21 protein-coding genes are annotated in these 20,772 nt (G+C 31.8%); 5 read left to right on the top strand and 16 right to left on the bottom strand.

Features of this window, described 5'->3' with window-relative positions:
* From PLD14_01020 to PLD14_00980, 9 genes are all read right to left on the bottom strand, one after another.
* Complete coding sequence (locus tag PLD14_01020; GenBank protein HPR79781.1) at positions 1 to 627, bottom strand: hypothetical protein; 627 nt, start codon at positions 625 to 627, stop codon at positions 1 to 3.
* A gap of 9 nt (positions 628 to 636) precedes the next feature.
* Positions 637 to 1,056 carry a hypothetical protein gene (locus tag PLD14_01015; protein HPR79780.1) on the bottom strand — a complete coding sequence of 140 codons (420 nt, stop codon included), beginning with the start codon at positions 1,054 to 1,056 and terminating at the stop codon, positions 637 to 639.
* Between the two features lies 1 nt (position 1,057).
* Positions 1,058 to 1,528: a hypothetical protein gene (locus tag PLD14_01010; protein ID HPR79779.1), complete on the bottom strand. Its 471-nt coding sequence runs from the start codon at positions 1,526 to 1,528 to the stop codon at positions 1,058 to 1,060.
* 56 nt (positions 1,529 to 1,584) lie between these two features.
* A complete protein-coding gene (locus PLD14_01005; GenBank protein HPR79778.1) occupies positions 1,585 to 2,103 on the bottom strand; it encodes a GNAT family protein in 519 nt (172 codons plus the stop codon).
* Positions 2,073 to 2,504: a GNAT family N-acetyltransferase gene (locus PLD14_01000; GenBank protein ID HPR79777.1), complete on the bottom strand. Its 432-nt coding sequence runs from the start codon at positions 2,502 to 2,504 to the stop codon at positions 2,073 to 2,075. Before PLD14_01000 ends, PLD14_01005 begins: the two co-directional genes overlap by 31 nt.
* A gap of 219 nt (positions 2,505 to 2,723) precedes the next feature.
* Positions 2,724 to 4,028, bottom strand: coding sequence for a hypothetical protein (locus PLD14_00995; protein ID HPR79776.1), 1,305 nt, complete (start codon positions 4,026 to 4,028; stop codon positions 2,724 to 2,726).
* Positions 4,004 to 4,489: a hypothetical protein gene (locus tag PLD14_00990; protein ID HPR79775.1), complete on the bottom strand. Its 486-nt coding sequence runs from the start codon at positions 4,487 to 4,489 to the stop codon at positions 4,004 to 4,006. Before PLD14_00990 ends, PLD14_00995 begins: the two co-directional genes overlap by 25 nt.
* A gap of 1 nt (position 4,490) precedes the next feature.
* Positions 4,491 to 5,198 (bottom strand): hypothetical protein, encoded by a 708-nt coding sequence (locus PLD14_00985; protein ID HPR79774.1) that lies wholly within the window; start codon positions 5,196 to 5,198, stop codon positions 4,491 to 4,493.
* Complete coding sequence (locus PLD14_00980; protein ID HPR79773.1) at positions 5,199 to 5,432, bottom strand: hypothetical protein; 234 nt, start codon at positions 5,430 to 5,432, stop codon at positions 5,199 to 5,201.
* A 120-nt stretch (positions 5,433 to 5,552) separates the two neighbouring features.
* Between PLD14_00980 and PLD14_00975 the strand changes: the two genes are divergently transcribed.
* Positions 5,553 to 6,128 carry a Maf family protein gene (locus PLD14_00975; protein ID HPR79772.1) on the top strand — a complete coding sequence of 192 codons (576 nt, stop codon included), beginning with the start codon at positions 5,553 to 5,555 and terminating at the stop codon, positions 6,126 to 6,128.
* Positions 6,129 to 6,189: 61 nt separating this feature from the next.
* Here PLD14_00975 and PLD14_00970 read toward each other — a convergent pair whose 3' ends face one another.
* The 4 genes from PLD14_00970 to PLD14_00955 all read right to left on the bottom strand — a co-directional run bounded on the left by PLD14_00970 (position 6,190) and on the right by PLD14_00955 (position 11,459).
* Entirely contained in the window at positions 6,190 to 8,160 is a 1,971-nt protein-coding gene (locus PLD14_00970; GenBank protein HPR79771.1) for a phenylalanine--tRNA ligase subunit beta, read from the bottom strand.
* Positions 8,144 to 9,178, bottom strand: coding sequence for a phenylalanine--tRNA ligase subunit alpha (locus PLD14_00965; protein HPR79770.1), 1,035 nt, complete (start codon positions 9,176 to 9,178; stop codon positions 8,144 to 8,146). Before PLD14_00965 ends, PLD14_00970 begins: the two co-directional genes overlap by 17 nt.
* Positions 9,179 to 9,258: 80 nt before the next feature.
* Positions 9,259 to 10,017 (bottom strand): hypothetical protein, encoded by a 759-nt coding sequence (locus PLD14_00960; GenBank protein ID HPR79769.1) that lies wholly within the window; start codon positions 10,015 to 10,017, stop codon positions 9,259 to 9,261.
* A gap of 50 nt (positions 10,018 to 10,067) precedes the next feature.
* Entirely contained in the window at positions 10,068 to 11,459 is a 1,392-nt protein-coding gene (locus PLD14_00955; GenBank protein HPR79768.1) for an SPASM domain-containing protein, read from the bottom strand.
* Positions 11,460 to 12,105: 646 nt separating this feature from the next.
* Here PLD14_00955 and PLD14_00950 point away from each other — a divergent pair.
* Positions 12,106 to 13,425: a hypothetical protein gene (locus tag PLD14_00950; GenBank protein ID HPR79767.1), complete on the top strand. Its 1,320-nt coding sequence runs from the start codon at positions 12,106 to 12,108 to the stop codon at positions 13,423 to 13,425.
* 10 nt (positions 13,426 to 13,435) lie between these two features.
* Here the strand turns inward: PLD14_00950 and PLD14_00945 are convergent, their stop codons facing one another.
* The 3 genes from PLD14_00945 to PLD14_00935 form a co-directional block, all read right to left on the bottom strand.
* A complete protein-coding gene (locus tag PLD14_00945; GenBank protein ID HPR79766.1) occupies positions 13,436 to 13,891 on the bottom strand; it encodes a hypothetical protein in 456 nt (151 codons plus the stop codon).
* Position 13,892: 1 nt separating this feature from the next.
* On the bottom strand, positions 13,893 to 15,860 hold the full coding sequence (locus PLD14_00940) for a hypothetical protein (protein ID HPR79765.1): 1,968 nt from the start codon (positions 15,858 to 15,860) through the stop codon (positions 13,893 to 13,895).
* Positions 15,861 to 15,939: 79 nt separating this feature from the next.
* Positions 15,940 to 16,272: a hypothetical protein gene (locus PLD14_00935; GenBank protein HPR79764.1), complete on the bottom strand. Its 333-nt coding sequence runs from the start codon at positions 16,270 to 16,272 to the stop codon at positions 15,940 to 15,942.
* Positions 16,273 to 16,400: 128 nt separating this feature from the next.
* On the opposite strand from PLD14_00935, the gene PLD14_00930 reads away from it, so the two are divergent.
* Genes PLD14_00930 through PLD14_00920 form a run of 3 tightly spaced genes read left to right on the top strand, consistent with a single transcriptional unit; the run spans position 16,401 to position 20,771 of the window.
* Positions 16,401 to 16,733: a hypothetical protein gene (locus PLD14_00930; GenBank protein HPR79763.1), complete on the top strand. Its 333-nt coding sequence runs from the start codon at positions 16,401 to 16,403 to the stop codon at positions 16,731 to 16,733.
* Between the two features lies 1 nt (position 16,734).
* On the top strand, positions 16,735 to 19,359 hold the full coding sequence (locus PLD14_00925) for a pilin (GenBank protein ID HPR79762.1): 2,625 nt from the start codon (positions 16,735 to 16,737) through the stop codon (positions 19,357 to 19,359).
* An 11-nt stretch (positions 19,360 to 19,370) separates the two neighbouring features.
* Positions 19,371 to 20,771, top strand: a complete 1,401-nt coding sequence (locus tag PLD14_00920) for a pilin (GenBank protein HPR79761.1) — start codon at positions 19,371 to 19,373, stop codon at positions 20,769 to 20,771.
* The last annotated feature ends 1 nt before the right edge of the window (position 20,772 follow it).

Genomic DNA, 20,772 nt, shown 5'->3' with positions numbered 1-20,772 from the left:
TTATATTATAACTTCCGGAGGTAGATCAGGATAATATCCTAGCTCTGCTTGTTTTGGGTGATGCAATCCCCACAATAATTCAATTAATTCTTCAGACCCTAATGTGGCAGATTTTAATCCGCACCTTCTAATTCCTAATGAAACATATTCCATTCTCTGCCATAATTGATATTTTCCATTTTGAAATTTCTTTTCAGTTAAATTGGTTTTACTTTCTTTTCCACCACCACTAATGTTTGGTAATTCGGTCATTGGATAATAAGGGACAACGACATAGAAACTTTTACTCATAATAGAGCCATTAGCAATAATTTCTTCAATAAATGCTCTATATTCGGCAGTTTGAATTTTTAATAGTTCGTTTTTTTGTTTATTTTCTAAATCTTTAATTTTATCAATATATCCAGTGATATTTACTTTTCTCGAATTAACAATAATTTGGCAGCTAAAATCGAGAGAATTTAAAAAGTTTTGGAATTGATAAATAATGGCCATTTGCTCATCTTCCGATTTCAAAGCAAAGTTTAATGAAGAAACCAAAAGAATTCCTTTTAAGGATTTATCTTTCATTATCATCACTCCTTCCCTGATTTGTTCAACAGGCATAAATTGTTGAGACGGAACCATCGTCATAGGTTATTTTTCAAAATCTATTTTCTTAATCATATCCCCTATTCGTCCTTCTTGTTTTACCCTTAGAGGAGATCTTTCTGCTTGTTTTGTTGTTATATCTCTTCTAGTTCTTTCAGTTGATAGAAAAACAGGAGATTGTTTTCTTTTCCAAAGGAAAATTTTAGGATTGGTATTAAAATTTGCCCAGTTTTTTACTACTATTGGTAATTCTTGGCCTTCAATTTTAGTAAAGGATATAGCTAGAGCAAGTCCAACTAAACCAGCTGCTATTAAAAGAAAAAGAAAGAAATTGGTTTTTCCGATAGAAAAGTACATGAAGAAACAAGCAGCAAGTACTCCTCCCACAAGAAGACTTTGTTTTATATTCAGTGGCCCCAATATTTTGGCCTCGTGTTCTATAAATTGAGGAACTCTGTATTGCATATTAGATTAAAGGTTCTTTGTATTTATCGTTAGGATTAGCAGTTTCAGTTTGCATCTCTTTTTTATCTTCTATTTGTATCTCTCCTTCTGTCACTTCTTCCTTCTTAGTATTATCTACTAATTCCTTCTTCTCTGCAATGTCTGGAGAGTATAGTTTATTTAAAGATATTCTTAAGTGGCTGAAAATCCTACTGTCAATATCCCAGCTGATGTTTCTTGCCACTTCTGAATCAAGATTTAATTCTAATTCAAGAATAATTGAAAATTCTTTTATCGGCAACAATCCCATTAAAGTTTTGCCAACGTATTTTACCAATTGAGATTTGATTTCTTCATCGGTTATTCCGTTCTTTTCGCAGATTTCTGAGACAACATTAAAATTCTCTTCAGAGAAAAGAGCTTCTTTAATATTGTCGGGAAGTGTTTCGTATGTCTTCCAAAAGAATTCTTCCGAATTTTCTTGTTCGTTCATATTCTTATTTTAGCACATATTTAATTTTGGGCAATATTTTTTATTGAAGTTTTAAGCTATTTTAAGTATTTAGCCATCATTACGCTGTCTTCATATCTTCCATAATATTTCGCCCCACCTTTAATCGTTCCTATTTTTTGGAATCCCATCTTTTTATATAGATTTTGGGCTATTTTGTTGCCCTTTAAAACATCAAGAATAACTATTTTTAGTTTAAATTTCTTAATTCCTTCTTCCATTACTTTTTTGAATAGTTTCTCTCCTAGTCCTAATCCCCTAGCCTCTTTTTTAATTATAATGCCCATTTCTCCTATATGGCTTTTTATATTTTCGTATTTAGTTATTCCTGCGCTTCCCATTACTTTTCCGTTAATGACTAAAAACAAGAAAACAGCATTCTTGCTTTTTATTATTCCTTTGAGATAATTTCTTTCTTGTTTAAGAGTTACCTTATCTTGAACGATAATCATTGCTTTTTCTTCGACTAAAGAGTTTATCGTCTCAAGTAAAGAATTAACATCAGACATTTTAGGAGGCCTTATTTCTATTTTTTCTTTTTGGATTGTTTTTCCCATATTTTTGTTATGTGCCAATTGTATTCCATAGCAACAATGGCAACCTTAAATCCTAATTTTTTGTAAAATTTAATCTTATCTTTGTCTGTAAATAAAGCTATTGAACAATACTTTTTATTTTTTGTTTGCTCAATTATTTTATTTACGATTATTTTCCCTATTCCCTTTCCTTGATAATTTTTATGAACCACGATGTCATAAAGCATGCACATAATTCCATCTTCTATTAATCTCCCCATTCCTATCAACTTTTTTCCATCCCAAACACTATAAACAAAAGATGATTTAGATAATATTTCTTTCCATTTATTTTCGCTTCTCGGTTGCCACCCAATAGACTTTCTTAAAAGTCTAATTTGATTAATATTAATTTTTTTGTTGGTCGAATTTTTGTATGTCATATTTTTATTATATATCTAAAAACAAAAAGTACCAATTTGGTTTTGATATTTTAATCTTATAGATTGATACTAGCGGGTAGGCAAGGAAGGCCTAGAACCCCTACCCTCCAAGCAGTGTAAGGGTTCTTTGGAGGTCTTGGGGATAGTCAATTTGAGGTATCAGGGTCTAGGAAAATGAGACAAATGAGACAGTATAAAAGGGTGTGTTACATGTCTTATTTATTGTTTTAATTTCGCAGTAAGCAAGATAAGCGTATTTTTTATAGAATCAAAAACTAAACCTAAGGTTTCATCATTGCGCTGGACAAAGCCTTTATGTGCGTAATCGCATCGTAATTTATATAAGTTGTCAAACCATGGAATTAGATTTGGTTTAAGAGCATTTATACCTCCAATAATGTATTTTACATTATCTTTTCTTACTGTTTTGGGAACAAAAAGATGCTCAAGACAACAGTAAATTTGTAGTATTTTAGCACCCAAGTCAGGCATTTGAGTTGCAGAACTTAGAATATCTAATGATGGTGCAATATCATAAATACTAGTCTTACTCCAAGGTTTTTTTAACTTTTCGAATATTATGCTATTTTCAATAAAAATATTTTCGATTCCCTTAAATGTTCTATCATCAAGAAATATTTTAGTAAGGCCTCTGTATCCAAAAGATCTATAAAGACATCCGTCGGGTATTTTTTCCCAAGGTTCTTTTTTATCTTCATCCCAGAATAATACTCCCATCGAATTTGTTCCCAATAAAACTGAGCCTGTGGGTGCCATCAGTTCGGCTCCCCATCCTCCAAAATCAACTTGTCCATGATGCAAGAATCCAGCGATTCGAAGTAAATTGAGGAAGGCTCTTAATTGAGTAGAAGCATAATAATAAACATAACTATCTGATCCTATCATTGTATACCCAAAAGAAGGACTATTAAAAAATTTTCTTGCCTCAATCAAGGTAGGTTCTCTTGAGTCGAAATTAAATTTTTTATATTCTTCAATAAGAGTTGATTCGTCAAAAAATGAGTGGAAAGGAAGGGAAAGTTTTTTGAATAAATTTATAAAAAATAATGTAGAATTGCCAAGATTATTATCAGCGATAAAATCTCTAATTTCGGTAATTAGAGTTTTTTCGTAAATTGAGATTGCAATGTTTTGCAGATGAAATTCAATTACTTTTTCTATAGTTTGATCTCTTTCTTCCCACATAAATAGAAATGGAGATTCTACCATAAATCTACCTCCTCCTCTTCTTTGATCAAATTCCTTTTCAGTCTTAACGGCAAAAAGTAGTTTCGCTTCAAATAGTATATTTACTATATCTGTTGGAGTATATTGCAGTCCTTTTTCTTGAAAATATTCAAACTCTGCAAGTAGTGTCGATATTAATTGATGTCTTGAATAATAACGATCTTGCTTGTATTGATCAACTATTGGAAACTGCATTGCTAATGCAACTTCTTTATTTGCCACCTTCTCTAGATAGTCATAAATTTTAACACCTATTTCTTCTTTGATTGAGGCCATATTTTACTTATTATTTTCGAAAACAAATTATTTCTTACTAGCTCAAAATTCACTGGAAATCCAGTTACTGCAAATATACCTGTTTCTGCACGTAATGTGTGATTTATGCTGAAGAATACAAGACCTTGATAAATATTTTCTCCTAATATAGAAATCGACACTTTAAATGTTCTATTGACTATATCAATCAATTCAGGGTGATGACCTCTACAATTTTTTTTATTATTTTTAAAATATTTTTTGGTATTATTATTCGTGTTGTAAATATCAATGTCCATTACTTTTTCTTTGGGATCCCAACGACCCCAGAAAAACGGCTTTAATGAATTGGGCGATGTTAACTCAAAAATTTTTAATAACCCTGTGGTTCCTATGAATTCCTGTTTCTCTGAATTTATTAGATATTCAGGATGCAAATATTGCGTTTCAATTTTTATATTAAAGGCTTTATCAACTGCCATATCATTTAATTAATTTTAATATATCTTCATCTTTTTCATATGCTCTCAACCTTCCCGAAAGGATTCCGACACGATAAGAGATGCCATCACTCATTAGTCTCCAGTTTACACCCTCTAATACCTTATGGACAAGCCTTTTTAGGTCATATGAGCTTTCTCTTTCTCCTCTTGGATGAGTATCGGTAACGGTAAAAGGTAAAAAGACCTCCTTCCCTATTTCTGGCGTTCCAAACTTAAAACCCATATATCCTTGCCTTCCTAGTTTAGGTGAAAGGAATTTTTCTAATTCAAAAGCTGTTAGCTTTTCTATTTTAGATAGAGCTTCTTGATTTTTCTCTTTTTCATCAAGCATTCTCATGTGCTCGGTAGATTTTTCTATACTTTCCTTTGCTGTTATATACTCTCTTCCCTTTTCTTCTGTAAGACAAAACCTTTCCCTATCTTTTAGGAAATCAGGATCGGGTTTCTTTTCAGGAATTGATAAGTCTATATCTCCATCAAGATGTTTTGGGATATATTCTTCTCCGCCCACATAGAAAGCTCTGCGATGACATCCTTTCGGGCAGTCATACATAAATATGACCCGCTCTTCACTTCCGAACAGGTCTCTGAAATTAGGATCCATTTCACTACCACAAACCAAGCATTTTATTCCCAATGGAGGTTCGGCGTTTTCGAGCTTTTCATCTTTCTTCCTATCTCTTTCCATTCATTCCTTAATAGTTTTCTCTTTTTGTTCATATTTGTCGCCAATAATACAATACATTCCTAACGCAAGGAATTTATTTAAAACGTCTAGATATTCTGCAATGTCTTTTTCCGGAACCTTTTTATTTTTCGCCTTCCTTATATCCTCAAATTCTTTTTCCTTTTCCCGACAATAATCAACCGTTAAGCGGTCATAGAAATCAGCATATTCTTGTTTTGGTTTTAGGTATGCCATGTTCGTCGTGTAATATACCTTAAACGACTATATAGGCTTGGAATAAATTTTGGATTAGCCTATATTGATAAAAATTATGAGAAAGAATATACTTATAGCAAATCTTATTTGTTTTTGAATATGAAGAAAATTGTTTTAGCATCAACTTCTCCTCGTAGAAAAGAGATTCTTTTAAAAACTGGTCTTTCTTTTGACATTCAGGAAAGTAATTATGAAGAGGACATGAATTTACAGATGTCTCCTGGAGAACTTTCAGAATATCTTTCTTTAGGTAAGGCGAAGTCGGTTACCGACAAAAACAATGATGCAATAGTTATTGCCGCTGATACTTTTGTTGTTTATAATAATAAATGTTTAGGTAAGCCTAAAACAGAAGTATTAGCTAGGGAAATGTTAAATATGTTAAACGGAAGAGAAAACAATATTATTACAGGTGTTACAATTATTGATACTAGTAATAATCACATGGTTTCCTTTCATGAAACAACCAAAGTTTTTATGAAGAAAATGTCTCCAGAAACGATAGAGGCCTATATCAAAACTGGCGAACCACTAGAACGAGCTGGCGGATATTCTATTCAAGATATGGGAGCTATTCTGATAGAAAAAATTGATGGTGACTTTTTTAATGCAATGGGTTTACCAATAAATAGACTTGCAGAAGAATTAAAAAATTTTGGAATTAAAATTTTATAAAAATTGTAGGAATTTTCGCTTATTTGAGCCATAAGAAAAGCTTTCACTAAAGGAGCTTTAATTAATTTATATTGTTTAGCCCGAATGTTTTAAGGTGAGTATCTTTAGCTTCTTTGTCAGATAATTCTTCGTAAGTCACCCTCAAGGTATATCTCTTTTTCCCTTTCATTTGATAAATGTCAGCAATATTAATACTCCAAATATTCTTTTTGTTTATCTTCTTCTCTAAATTATCCAAATATTCAAAGATTGATTCTTTTTCATCTAGTTCAATATTTACATCTAAAGGAATTAATTTTTGAGTTAATTCCACCACCGGATTATTGTCTACATTGGTTAACATTTTGGTAATCCTTTCAATATCAATTTCAGCAAAGTAGATGTTAAGCTTTGTTTCTGATGGAGTCAATTTATAAAGAATGCCGATATTTTGATTATTAACAAAGACATCCCAGCAAGATTCAGGATTGGATGTCTTTGGTTTTGATTTAGATTTAAAGTATTTAACATCGTCAAATCCGAGCAATCTCAATAATGATTCAGCCTTATCTTTGAATTGAGGGAAGGTATTGTTTTTTGTTGCTGACAATATTCCTAAAGAATCATGTTCTAAGTAATTTTTGTTCTTTTCTCCGAAGACTTTTCCTATTTCAAAAATATCAATGTATTCAACTCCTTTCTTGAAATATTCATTCATTTGATTTAATAATCCTGGAGCCATTGATTGTCTTAGGTTGGGAAACAGATCATTAACCGAATTTTGAGTGGTTATTTCTTTTAAATCGAAATAATTGAATTTGTCATTAATCCCCTCTTGGGTTAACGGCCAAGATAGTGTTTCATCAAATCTTAAGGCCGTTAAAATATCTCTAATCTTTTCTGATAAGATAATATTTTTAGGAGTGATATTTTTAACAATTTCCAAACAAGGAGTTTCGTTGGTTGGAATATGATTATATCCGTATATCCTTATCACCTCTTCAGCCAAGTCTTCAGGTAAAGATACGTCCATTCTTGAAGTCGGAGGAATAACTGTTAATTTATTGTTTTTAGAAATAATTTGGAAATTTAATCCTTTCAATATTTTTAATGTATCTTTCGGACTTATTTCAATTCCGGCTAATTTACTCGGTAGTTCTTTATCAAATTGAATCTTAGGAGAAACGTATTTTTTAGGATAGTAGCTGAACAAAGAACTGACAACTTGTCCTCCAGCATATTTTATAATTAAAGAAACTAGCATTTTCATTGCGTAATCAGCTCCATTAGGATCAAGGTCTTTTTCCAATCTTCTACTAGCCTCGGTTGTAATATTTAAACTTCTTGAATTCTTCCTGATAATTGAACGGTCATAAATGGCGATTTCGGCAATAATGGATTTTGTCTTAATATCAATGCTGTCAGTTTTGCCTCCAATGATTCCTGCTAAAGCTAAAATATTATTATTGTCTCTAATAATGATTTCATTATTATTTAGTTTGGTAACTGAACCTAATAAAGTAGTTATTTCTTTGAAGCTGTTATTCATAGACCAACAAATAGGCCCTTCTGTTTTATCAAAATCAATCAAATGAGACGGATATCCAGTTACCATCATCACATAGTTAGAAAGGTCAACCAATAGTCCGGCGCTGTTTAAACCGTAAAAAGACATATATTCTTTAAGCCATATTGGAGATTCAATATTCTTAACATTATCAATCTTAATCGCTAAAACCCTTTTAGTTTCTTTTATTGCTTCAATTTTGATATCAAGCTTTTTAGTATTTTTATTAATTGGCTTTACGGTCGGAATATTTAATTTCAAATTGTAATAAGCGGCTACTTCTTGAGCAAGACCGATAACCGAAAGACAATCAGCGCGATTCTGTCTGATTTCTAAACTTAATAAATAGTCTTTCTTTCCTTTATATAAAATTTCAGTAAAGCCATCCATCATGAATCCGGTCAAAGTCAAAGTTTCCCCTACTTCTTTAGGATTTGCTTTTAATCCTGGAACTAATTCTTTTATCTCACTATATAATACTTTCATTTTCGTAATATTTATATCCTAAGTTTCCTCCTAGTAACGTTCTAATATCTGTAATCTTGTATTTGGCCATGACCCAACGATCAAGTCCTAATCCAAAAGCAAAACCAACCCATTTTTTAGTATCGAGTCCAGCCATTTTCATAACATTAGGATGGATGATTCCCGCTCCTCCCATTTCAATCCAACCGACACCCTTGCATAACGGGCAGCCTTTACCGTGGCAATTGAAGCATTGCATGTCTGGACCTACTCCTGGTTCAACTTCAGGATAGTATTTATTTCTATACCTAGTAACCACATCATCTCCGTACATTTTTTTAAATAAAATCTGAAAAGTGCCAAAGAGGTCTTTCATATTAGCTTTTTCTGCAACAACTACCCCTTGATATTGATGAAAGACGAAATGATTGCTTTTATTTACACTTTCATTTCTATATGATCTTCCTGGACAAACAATTTTAAAGGGAGGTTTGTATTTAGCTAAAACTTGAGCCTCAATTGAAGAAGTTTGAGTTCTTAATAGAAAATCAGGTTCTTTAATATATATAGTATCTTGCATGTCTCTGGCTGGGTGATCAGCAGGAACATTCAATCTTTGAAAACAAAATTCATCAGTTTCTATTTCTGGTCCGTCCATAATACTAAAGCCCATACTGACGAAAAGTTCATTCATTTCTCTAATGGTTTTTGATATAGGATGTAAATGTCCTATTTTAGGGGCAGTTGGATTAATGTCTTCTGATTGAGATTTAATATTTCCTGATAACTCCCCTCCTTTTACTGACTTCTCTTTTTCAGTAAATAATTCTTGAGCTTCTTTATATGCTTGCTGAATTATCAAAGCAGTTGTTTTCTTTTCTTCTATTGGTAAATCTTTTATTTTTTTTATTAATAATTTAAAAGATCCGGTGTCGCTAAAATATTTATGCCATATTTTTGTTATAGCAACAGAAGACTCGGCTGATTGTAAGTCGTTTTCTAATTCTTCTAATAGTATTTTTATTTGTTCTTCGTTCATGATATTAATATCTTAACAAAATATGTCCAATGTTTAAATATTGACAAAAAGATGTGAATATTCTTTATCTTTAATAGAAATTAACTTTTAGTAGTTGTTTTAAGATAATTTATCCATTCTTCTTCAAGTTGTTTTATGTCTTTACGATATATTTTTTTAATTTTTAATAAATTAAAGGTTACGGTATTTTTTCTTGAAGTATTTTGATAAAGATGTTTAAAATTATTCTTACCGTATTTTTTTATTAAAAATTTGGTAAATGATCCGGCTTGGGGATATATAATAATCTGTTTTACATTCTCCCAATTTTTATTATCATAAAGATATCTAATGGGATAAAGATTGCCATTTTTTAATAATTTTATAGCGGCAATATTTAATTTTTCTCCCATAAAGTTATTTTCCATATATTGCGATAATCCTTCACAAAATAAATAGATTGATAATCCCCAAGGCAAAGATAGTAAATGGGTGTCCTCGTGTTCTCCTATAAATTTACAGCTTTTATTGTAAACACAATGTATTTCAAATTTTTGAGGAACATTAGAAGTATTTAATTTTTTCCAGATAGCATTGCCTGGACTATTATCCCCCATTAAAGAAGATTTTTCTTTTAATGACGAATATATATAATAATCAATTTTTCTAGTATTATTTAAATTTAACCAAGACAGTATTTTTTTATAATGTTTTTCCTTCAGTTTTACAATTTTTTTAATATCTTTTTCAGCTAAAGAATTTTTTAAAAAATAAAAATTATAATGAAGAGACTCTTTTTTAGCCAAAGATTTATAAAGATAGTCATTTTTATACCAAGATATGTTTTGTTTGTATTCCATGTTTTTAATATACCACAAAGATAAATATTAAAAAATAACCTATTTATTGGTTATTTGTAATTAAGGATGATCAATCCTTTATTAATGTTTTCTATTAATTGTTTCTGGCAGTGTGGTTTTGAGAAACTTCCTGTTGACAAGTATGCTTCAAATCTACATCCGCCACCACAAATAGGGACAAATGGACAGTTACTATTTAAGCAATAATCAATATATTTAAAGTTTGTAAACCTTTTATCTATAAGGTTTACATGGTTATATATGTCGTTAAAAATAAATTTGTCTCTTCCAACAAGACTAATGCATTTTAGTATGCCGCCTTTAGGTAAAACAACGGCTGAATGTATTTTTCTTGCCATACACCAAGGTCCTGCTAAGAATTCTTTAGGAATCCTAAGGTTTCTTTTTTTGGCCTCAGAACAAAGCCATATATATTTTTCTGCATTATCCACTTGTTTAAGGCCATTTTCTTTAAAATAACTTCTTTGGCCAGTAGGAATAGTTGGGGTTATTATTCCAAAAGATAAATTTACCTTGTCTCCTACCCCTTTTGATTTTAAAACATCAAATAGTTCGGGGATACGATTTATATTTTGTATATCAAAATTGATTCTAATGTCTACTCTAGAGACAAAATTATTTTCAAGCAAACAAATAATGTTGTTAATTATTTTTTGGAAAGTCCCCCTTTTTGTTTTTTTTCTAAACCTTCTTGAGTCATGAACTTTTTCTGGACCATCAATGGTAATTTGGACTTTATCAAGATTGTAAGCGTTTAGAAATTTACCCATTTCAAAATTTAAAAATTCACCATTTGTTAAAATACCGACCTCAAGAGTTATGAAATTTTTGTCAGAAATATCTTTAAATTTCGGTAGGATATATTTGATAATCTTTTTATTTAATAATGGTTCTCCCCCATAAAGAACCACTCTTAATTTACTACATATGTTTTGATCAAGATATTTAGAGGTCCATCTAACAATATCGTCAGCTTCTTTTATGGACATGTAATCTTTTTTCTTTTCTCTTCCTTCAAAGCAATAAGGGCAGTCTAATTGGCAATCTGTTGTTGTAGCGAGATAGATAGCAAACACCGTATCTTTCTTTCGATAATTCAAGAATAATTTTTTATATTTTTGCTTTTCGTTTATCGCATAATCTACCAATAAGCCCTTTTCTAAAAGTTTTTTGACAATTAAATCTTGCCTTGTTGGATCCTTAAGATTGAAGAGATGCTCATAATTAATTAATAGCAATGAACTATCTAGTTCGTTTTTTAATTTTTTACTGATTCTTACTACAGAAGCAGTAAGAGTATTTTTTATAATTAAGTAAGCGCCATCATCGATGAAGAAATTAAACATTGACCATTTAATCATGATAACAACCTCAAAAAATAAAAATTGAAGAATTTTAGTACCCGCAACCGTCTTTTCCAACGTTGCCGGTCCTTGTTCCGCAATCTGTTCCTTCGTCGAGGATCTGAAGATCATCATTAGGGATAGAATATTCTGTCATGATACCTCCTTTTCTTTAGTTCTGAATTCAATACGCTCTTTATGGATTTTTGTATTTTGAGCTTGAGACTTCTCAAAATTACTAATTTTTAAAGAACTCATTGAGGATTATTCCCCTCGTCCATTTTTACTATATAATATAATGGATTGTACGTCAATATTTTAAAAATAAGGGAGAAAGTGGTCTTTTTAAATAAAATAGATGAAATTTGTTATAAAAAAAAGACCTTTTGGGTCATTTTAATGGAGTATCATTATGATTACCCCGTTTTTTTAGAGATGAATCATTGTTCGATAGCCATGTTGATAAAATGCTTGTAATCGTTGTTCTTGTTTGCCATCCTTGGCTAATTAGTGCAATGTTAATCATAACCTTTCCTCCAGTAAGACTTTTTTAAAAGATTATTAACTGGTAGTATTATGGTGTTTTAGGGTGATTGTGTCAACATTGACAAATATATATAAATAGTACATAATAATATTGTTCTTTGGCGGAGCCAAAGGATATTACGTTTACGTAATTTGAACCCTTTACATTAAAATATTCAGATTTACAGGAGTGAAAGAAATGTTACTTAAGTACCATACTGAAAAAGAAAGTATCGTTTTTCTGTCGACCACCATTGCTCTGCTCGCGACCCTGATTGGTCCGATCGTTGTTATGGGTTTAAGCATAATAAGCGTCATAATCTCACTGATTGTTACGCTCATTGTGTTCTATTTTTTAAGTATCTTTGTGATGGCACCCAACAATGTTAATTTTACTTTTATAGAGGAAGGAACAGCAAAGCGAATTTATCGAGGAGGAACATTTGTTTCTGCAATATTGGTTTTCTTAGACCATGTTCTTGATAGTAGATTTAAAGTTCGCAATGCAACCGATTGTGAAGACGGTCCAGGATTTTTTCCTAGATATTTCGGAATTCATTTTATCGGTCTATGGCCTTTATACAGAATCCCCTTCCGTAAATTTACATGGACAAGTACGAATGAGGAGGGAGAAGATCTTACAAGAACAGAAGAAATGGACTACATCTTGGTTCGTCCAGATATTTATTCTTCTACTCTTAAAAAAGCAGAAGATAAAGACAATATGCCAATTGCCTGGGGCTTCTCAGTGGTTTTAGAAATCGTAGACATTGCGGCTGCAACTAAGGTTCAAAATCCATTCCAAATTGTGTTTGCAAGAATATGGAGCTATTTAAGGGACGAAACAAGAAGGCAGTCTTACGATGAACTTGTTGCTACGTCTGGGTGTTTTTCAGATAATTCATCAGGTGGCACGAAAATAAAATCAGCTCTCAGTGAAAAAATGATGAGAGACTGGGAAGAAGGAGGAATGCTCGATGATTTAATAAAAACTTGTGGCATTAAATTGAGCAAACTCAATATTAAAAATATGGATCCTGATGAAAATTACAGAAAACTGACCACAAAGAAGATCACTGCAGAAAAAGAAAAAGTTGTGACCGAAATTGGGGCTCGTGCTAGTGCATACAAACTAGCACAAGAAATTACTGGAACTGCAGTGGAAATGACAGCTTCTCAACGAGGAGTAAATACTGGAGAATTAAGAGAAATCAAAGAAAAACAACCAGAAGTTTTCCAGGAAAAATATGGCAAAGATTATGAAAATAATCTTGCTATCGTGGTGACACTCAGGAAAGCTGAGTTGGGACGATATTTCCAGTTTGAAACAAACGCTACTGGGGAGCTTGGTTCACTAGCTTCCATAATAGCTGTAGGTAAAATGATGGCTGACCAAGCAGCTCCTAATAAAAGCAGTGGTTCATCATCAAAAAAAGCGCAGCCGGATAGTGAAAGTAAGAGAAAAAAAGAATTACTTAAAAAGGCGGGAGTCGTTGTCGAAGAAGATGACGATGACTAGCCTTATTTTTTTACTTTAACAATTCATAACCAATACTTTTGGTTGTTTTTTTTGGTTCTATTTTTTGACCGTCCTCTCCTTCTTCTTCATTTTCAATAATTTTTACAGCGATTACTTCGTTCATTATGTCTTCGTTTCCCAATATATCTTCGGATATTTTTTCCGAAATTTCCGGAGATATCACTAATTCTTTTTGTAGCGTCAATGATAAATTATCTTTGTCTATTTTTTTATTTATCAAACCGTCTATTATTTTTTTAATTTTGGCAAAAGGAGTATTTAGGGGGATATCATTAATTATAGAGTTTTTTAATTCGTCGCTGTAAAGAAATTTAATAAAAACTCTCTCTGAATAATCATTCACTCCAGATAATTTGTTTTTTAAAATTTCATCATTTTCTATGATGTCTTTTTCTAATTCATATTTATCTACTAACTCCTCTACAAATGGTAAAATGTTTAACATTTTATACAATTTTTTTATTAAGAAGTGCTTGTATATTTTCTACATTTTTATCATATTCTGCTTTTGCCTCAGCCATCTCTTTCGGAGTAAAAGTTTTTCCAGCAACCTTATTTTGAGATTTTAAAACTAAATCACTCATTTTTTTTGCAAACTCTGCGTTGCCACTTCCCCAAATCATTTCTTTCATTGCTTGTCTTTGTTTTTCAGAGCCTTGATCTGCAATATAATCTATCTGTTTTACATTAAGATTTTTAAATATATCATAATTACCAAGAGCTTTAGCACTAATATCTTTTTGTGCAGTTTTTGCGCTCATTCCTTCGATCTTATTTGTTATATTAATTTTGTTGTCTGTGTTATTAACAAAATTGCTATAGCCATCTTTCAGTATATCGGTTTTTCCTGCAAGTTTAATAGCAGCCATATCTTTAGTTTTTTGACTTCCAAGAGTTTCAATGTCTTTAATGATGGCCTTTAATTCATCGGGTGTTTTTGCACCATCTATATATTCTCCAACATCTTTATTAAGTTCGGTTCTTTTTAATCCTTCTCTAGTTTTAAAGTCATAAGCTCCAGGATGTTTTTTAAGATAATCTTGAGCAGCCTCTTTATCATCTTTAGCGCTTGGAGCCCCAAATGATAATTTATCAAGAGTTCTTCTGCCTTCTTCTCTGTTTTCGAAAGACAAAGGAGTTTTTCCTGTAAGTATTGCTCCTCCAGTACCAGCGATTCCTTCTTTTGCTAGAGTTAGAGATCTTTCAGCAGTATCTTTTACTCCTCCCATTAATCTTCCTGCAATTTTTCCTCCACTCATTGCCCAAGCGCCAGTAGCAATACCTCCGACAAATGAACCAACTTGTCCTCCCGTAGATATAGTGACAAAAAATCCTGCAATAAGAAACAAAAGAGGAATGAAGTATATGAGAAGTCCTCCAATAACATCAGTAATAATATTTCCTGAACTTGTTGGAGCTGGAGTTTTTTGAGCCGTAGTTATCATCATATTTGATAGATATATGAATAATCCAGCAGGTATTCCTATTGTACACCACTGAACAAAGCTTTGTATCCAATCATCCCAATAAAGAATGCTTGGAAAAATATTTCTAATATATTTTGATTGTGGGAAAACTTTTGTTGCAAATGCTATTGGCGAAGCTATCACAAGTATCCACAAGATTACATATCTAGCGGCGAATAAAATAGCATAGAGAACATAAATAAAAAAAGAAATAAGAGAAAATATTAAAAAAATTATTCCTGCAAAAATTAAAGTCATACTTTGACTAGGAATTTTTTTTCTTATATCATCGAAAGACGATAGTACTGAATTAGAAAACGCTGGATTTATTCCACCAGTTATAAATGATTTTGTTACAATATTACAACCATCTATCAAGAATCCACAAAGAACAGGAGTGAAATTTATTAAAAGAGCAATGATTATAAAATTAACTAATGTTTTTTTTGCTTTATTTTCTTCTCTTCCTATTATTATATTAATGGCAATAATAACTAATCCTATTATTAATGCTGCATTGGCAATATTTCTTACTATTCCCCATCCTTCTGCTACGACTGGATTATAAGTAGGGCTTTTTGTGTTAAAATCTGTTATGCCCATTCCTGTAAAATTTCCATCTATAACGTAACCCAATAATGATTGTCCAAGCGTTAGCAGTGCGGTAGATCCAGTATATAAAAGTGTGTATCCAAATTTTGCTATTCCCGAAAATACAAAATCAACCGGATTGTTTATATCTCCTCCTTCTTTTGTTTCTGGTAGAAGATTAACATACTGAAGTCCGGTCAATAAAATTCCAGCAGGGATTGAAGTTGGTCCCATAAACCAAAGATTAGCAATGTTCTCAAATGGGTCGGCCGCTAATATATTTCCTAACGGTAAAATAATTATTAAAAAAATAAATAAAGAACAAGCTATTATTTTTATTTTTTTAAATTTAAACATAATATTAATTTTATTATATATAACTTATGTTTAACTGTAAATACTTTTGAATTAAAAAATGGGCGAATAATTTTTAAAATTAGCCTCCCATTGGTTTCGAATCCTTAGGTAATTTTGGGTGCATGTTTTTTGCTATAGAATAAGCTCCATAACAAGCCCCAACGATTCCTATGGCAGTGGATCCTATTGGAGCAACAAATGGATTCTTTTTTTCTGAGTGATCGTCGAACTCACTTATTCGGTTCAAGTAGTAGTTCATGCCATCTGCTGTGCTTATGTCCCTGTTTCCATTGTCTGAGGAAGACTGTGCAGAGTAGGTTTTCATTAATCCATTCCAGCCAACAATCGTAATTGCGATGCAGATTACGATAAGAATAAATGCGTATATAGTCTTCATTTTTAATTCCTCCAAATATGTATATAATTGTGATGAACTTTGTAGACTCTCCGAGACTACCAAGGTTCTATATATATTATAATGTCTATATGTAATATTGTCAAGCTTGTACGCTTTTAAACGATAAAGTATAATTAAAATGTATGTTTAATATTAAATTTACTCCTGAAACATTTTTCATGCTTCCTTTCGCATTAATGCTTGATTTGATAGGAATCATTTTAATTTTTTTTGGATTAGATGACTTTGGAATAACAGATATAATAGGCATCGCATTTATAAACACATGGCTATTATTGAGAGGGAAAAAAGCTTTACATAAGCAAGGGAAAAAAGGAGCAATAAATGGCATTAAGAATGCCTTTACTGGAAAAACAAGTAAATTTTTTACTGCGTCAATTTTAGAGCTAATTCCCTACTTAGGATGTCTTCCTTTTTGGACATTGTCAGTGTTATATAATTTAGAAGAAGAATAAAATGGAATTTTCAGGATACATAATCTATCTTTTTAATTTTTCTCTAGGCGCAGTAGCCGTTTTAGCTTTTATCGTTATTATTGCCGCTGGAATAAAAATAGTTCAGTCGCGTGGCAATCCTTCTGAAATACAAAGCGCTAAACAAAGAATTATTAATAGTCTTATTGGTTTAACTGTTATTTTAACTTCTTATATTCTTTTAACAACAATTAATCCGGGAATAATAAATGTTGAAAATATTTCTTTAGGTAAAACAGGTATAACAATTCCTATAATTACTCCTACGCCAGAAACAGACAAGCCCAAGAATTATAGTTTTGAAGAAATTCCAATTGGAACATTAACCGAAGCAATTTTAGCTGGCACATCATCAGTAGTAAACTTAGTCCCCTGCTATGAATATGAGCACAAGGCTCTTGATGATAGTGGTAATCTTATTATTGGTAATACAATTGATAGAAATAAAGATGGAAAGATAGATAAAGAAGATGCTCTTTTAGATAAAGACATGTTTTACTGCATTAAACTTTTAGATGATGCTATTAAACAAAAAGTGGAAGTCCATTTAAACACATTAATCGCAGACTTAAATTCTTTACTTAAAGGTAACTGCAGCTGTAAAAGAGCTTATTATGATTTCCTTCCTCCATATACTGTTCCTGGAGAAGTATTTTGGAGTACTGGGGATTGTCCTTCTCCTTCTGGCACATCTTATTGCGAATGTTGTGGAGCTGCTGGACAAGGATGTACAAAAGATCCAAAGAATCCATATAAACTTATAGCCACAGTAAACGGCAGAGAAATTAGGCAGTATGATCATGATACTTGTGGCAATAGACTAGCAATAGAGTGCAAAAGTCAGGAAATTAAAGAATTAATGGGTGGCAGCAAACCAGATGAGATTTGTTACGATGGATCAATCGAGGGTGGACCATTTATAAAAAACAGACAGCCATTTAATCTTTTAACAATTAATGAAGGAATTAAGAGATTAAATTCTTTTAAGGAATACTATGATAAAGAGATTAAAGCATTAGAAGAGGCTGAATTAAAGATGAAAGAACCATATGGTGAAAGAATAACGCTAGCTGAGGTATATAATTATGTACAAACAATGGAAAATGTTTCTGTAACGAAAGAAGCGTTTAAACCTGATCCCAAAGTTGATACTGATATTTCTAGATATTGTAGAGAATCTAATTGTGTAAAATCAGCAACCGATAAAGATGGAAAAAAGGTTTGCCCTGAAAAAGATATAAAGTATGAACTAAACGCAAAAGAAAGAGTTTGTGAGATGGAATCAACCTATAAAGACAAAGCATGCACAAAAGCTACAGGAGCTTCAGAGGCCTTACAATGTAAAGAATATTATTCATACAATGGAGATGGAGCAACTTTCTATTACAGTCCTGAATATAATGCAGACATGAAAGATAAAAATGCGATAACAGACGCTACTGATTATACATGCAATATTGAAACTAAAGACGTAGCCAATGAAATGTATGGAGGATTGATTCGTATCGGAGAAACAGTCGATTATTCTGAAGCTTGGGGGAAAGAAGTATCAAAAAGGATAGAAAAGATAAAAGAAGAAGTTCAAGGAATGTATAATACGGGTATGTCGGTAGCTAGTCTTCCTAATGATTGTAATAGCAGTAATTGTACTAACAGTAGCCCGAATTTAATAAATGTTTGCGAGCATCCTAGTTGTTTTTGTAAAGGAGACTGTTGCCCTCCTACGGTAAGCATCGATGGTTGTAAATATTGCGAGCCGAAAGAAACTACTTGCAAAATTAAAGAACAGGAAGAAATGGATAGAACTGGTAATTCAACTATTTGTTCAAAAAAATCAATAAAGAAATACGGAGGATGTTCTACATGTTGTACCTTAATATGTCCCGCAGTGCTTGTGCCTCAAGATGATTATTGGACTTGTCCTTATCGAAGTTTTTGTATGCTTATGAAAGATTTATATCAAACCAGGGTTGTTGAGAGATCTTGTTTTGAAGAGACAGATAGTACCACTGAAGAATCTTCAAGAGCATTAAAAAGAAGCAAAGTAGGATATGTCCAAAAAATGGAAGAAAGAGAAGCAATGTTGTTTGAATTAGCTCAGGTTGGAGAAATAAAGGATTTAGACGAGAATGGTAAACCGAAGGAGTATGAAAGTGTCGCCACATCAGATCTTATTGGAACTGTTTGTCCTGATTATATGGTTTTTGATCTTAGTAATTTTACTTGTGATGCAACATTAAGTAAGGATCTAAAGTTAAAAAAGAGGTTTGATTTATTTGATATGTTAAAAGACTCAAGGGAAAGATTAACTGGTTGCGTAAAGGGATACAGTCGTCCATACAAAGAAGCTTCCAGTACTGTTAGGGTTATGAGTTGTTACGAAGCATCAAATACTAGTCTGACTATCCTTCCCCTATTCCCTCCCTACTATGAAAAGAAAGAAGGAGATCTTCCATATATTAATTGTTATCCCTATAATAGTGATAACTTGACTGCCAAAGAAAAAGAAAAATGTTTTTATAATATTAATCGTGTGGGAGACGAAACCGACCCAGGGTGTTTAACAATTACTAAAAATTACATGGACAACTATTATTGTTGTCAATAATATTAATACGTATGAAGATTAAAACAATAACAGCAACAGCAGTAATATTTTTATCTTTTTTTGCTATTCCTGTTTTTGCGGCAACGCAATATGGTAACATTACTATTGATGAAAATACTACCGCAGCCCAATTCATTATTTATTTATTTAATTTTGGCATAGCCCTTGGTGCTCTTGCAGCGGTAATTATGATGGTTATGGCTGGGATAGAATGGGTAACCTCAAGTGGAAATCCCAGCAAGATAGAGTCAGCTAAAGGTAAGATTGTTAATACTCTTTTTGGGATTGCCGTTCTTGTTGGTTGTTATTTGATTCTTAAGACGATAAACGATAATTTAACTACCGTTAAAATAGATGATTTATATTGCGATCATGGTATTATTGCAAAAGTTTTAACGTCTGAAGGAAAGGAAAAACAAAAATGTATTGATACTAATCTAACAGATATTGAAAAAAGTGTTGGTGGAAAAGTTCAGAGCGTAACATGGAAGTTTCCTAAAGATTACTTATTTAAAGTGTACACTTATCCAGAAGTTGATTATAAGGGAACACCAACGGAAATTAATTGCTCTCAAGGAACTTGTAATGGAAATATAGCTGGAGCAAAATCAATTTATTTTGTATTAAATAGAGCGGGTATTTATTTATACGATGGCACCAGTTTTAAGCCAGGCGTGAAGAGTTTTCCTCTATTTACATCAACTAGTATTCCTGATCTATCTAAAACATCAATGGAATTTGATAATTATACAAAATCAATAGAAAGAAATATTTTAATGAAAGAGGACGATAGTGGTATTGAAACTATGTATTATGCAGTTGTTTTTCAAGATCCAAACTATGAAGGAAGGTGTGCTTTTATTGGAATGGATGTTCCAGATATGAGCATGAGTATTAATGATGGTAAAAGTTATTCTGACACAATTGGAAATGACACTGTTTCTTCAATAATAGTTGCTGCGGTTAATCCTGATGAAAACGTTATTTCCAAATCGAGAGGAGAAGTCATTCTATACACTAAAGATAATTGTGGAAAATCAGATGCTACAGCGTCAGCAACAGAAATTAAAGCTTGCCATATACCAGTAGATAATGGAGATGTTCAGGGTTTGCAAAATATAAACGATTTATCTGATCAATATGATTGTAAGATAAAACTTGGCAAAGGCAATAGCGCTGGTCCTGATACTATTATGTCTTTTGAAATCACTGGAGATATTGGAATTGTTTTAAGCACCTCAGAAGTTGGACAAGGTAGTTCAGGGACGCTATTAACATCAGGAACACGTTGTAAATATTTTGATCCAACATATTTAAAAGGGTCAAATTGTTTTTCTAAGTTAGAAGGTACAAATATATATACAACCGGAGGAATAAATCCTAAATCTATTATAATTATACCTAAAAGTTAGA

Source organism: Candidatus Pacearchaeota archaeon (assembly GCA_035404185.1).
Taxonomy (GTDB): Bacteria; Patescibacteriota; Minisyncoccia; order Minisyncoccales; family Minisyncoccaceae; genus UBA2211.
The sequence above is the reverse complement of the archived record's forward strand: the minus strand, read 5'-3'. Positions and strand labels throughout refer to the sequence as shown.

Bases quoted from the DNA above. Each gene is read 5' to 3' on its own strand.
- PLD14_00980 (HPR79773.1), bottom strand. From the start codon at position 5,432: ATGGCATACCTAAAACCAAAACAAGAATATGCTGATTTCTATGACCGC.
- PLD14_00990 (HPR79775.1), bottom strand. From the start codon at position 4,489: ATGGCAGTTGATAAAGCCTTTAATATAAAAATTGAAACGCAATATTTG.
- PLD14_01015 (HPR79780.1), bottom strand. From the start codon at position 1,056: ATGCAATACAGAGTTCCTCAATTTATAGAACACGAGGCCAAAATATTG.
- PLD14_01020 (HPR79781.1), bottom strand. From the start codon at position 627: ATGGTTCCGTCTCAACAATTTATGCCTGTTGAACAAATCAGGGAAGGA.
- PLD14_00960 (HPR79769.1), bottom strand. From the start codon at position 10,017: ATGGAATACAAACAAAACATATCTTGGTATAAAAATGACTATCTTTAT.
- PLD14_00975 (HPR79772.1), top strand. From the start codon at position 5,553: ATGAAGAAAATTGTTTTAGCATCAACTTCTCCTCGTAGAAAAGAGATT.
- PLD14_00925 (HPR79762.1), top strand. From the start codon at position 16,735: ATGGAATTTTCAGGATACATAATCTATCTTTTTAATTTTTCTCTAGGC.
- PLD14_00965 (HPR79770.1), bottom strand. From the start codon at position 9,178: ATGAACGAAGAACAAATAAAAATACTATTAGAAGAATTAGAAAACGAC.
- PLD14_01005 (HPR79778.1), bottom strand. From the start codon at position 2,103: ATGGGAAAAACAATCCAAAAAGAAAAAATAGAAATAAGGCCTCCTAAA.
- PLD14_01000 (HPR79777.1), bottom strand. From the start codon at position 2,504: ATGACATACAAAAATTCGACCAACAAAAAAATTAATATTAATCAAATT.
- PLD14_00995 (HPR79776.1), bottom strand. From the start codon at position 4,028: ATGGCCTCAATCAAAGAAGAAATAGGTGTTAAAATTTATGACTATCTA.
- PLD14_00930 (HPR79763.1), top strand. From the start codon at position 16,401: ATGTTTAATATTAAATTTACTCCTGAAACATTTTTCATGCTTCCTTTC.
- PLD14_00945 (HPR79766.1), bottom strand. From the start codon at position 13,891: ATGTTAAACATTTTACCATTTGTAGAGGAGTTAGTAGATAAATATGAA.
- PLD14_00985 (HPR79774.1), bottom strand. From the start codon at position 5,198: ATGGAAAGAGATAGGAAGAAAGATGAAAAGCTCGAAAACGCCGAACCT.
- PLD14_01010 (HPR79779.1), bottom strand. From the start codon at position 1,528: ATGAACGAACAAGAAAATTCGGAAGAATTCTTTTGGAAGACATACGAA.
- PLD14_00940 (HPR79765.1), bottom strand. From the start codon at position 15,860: ATGTTTAAATTTAAAAAAATAAAAATAATAGCTTGTTCTTTATTTATT.
- PLD14_00920 (HPR79761.1), top strand. From the start codon at position 19,371: ATGAAGATTAAAACAATAACAGCAACAGCAGTAATATTTTTATCTTTT.
- PLD14_00950 (HPR79767.1), top strand. From the start codon at position 12,106: ATGTTACTTAAGTACCATACTGAAAAAGAAAGTATCGTTTTTCTGTCG.
- PLD14_00970 (HPR79771.1), bottom strand. From the start codon at position 8,160: ATGAAAGTATTATATAGTGAGATAAAAGAATTAGTTCCAGGATTAAAA.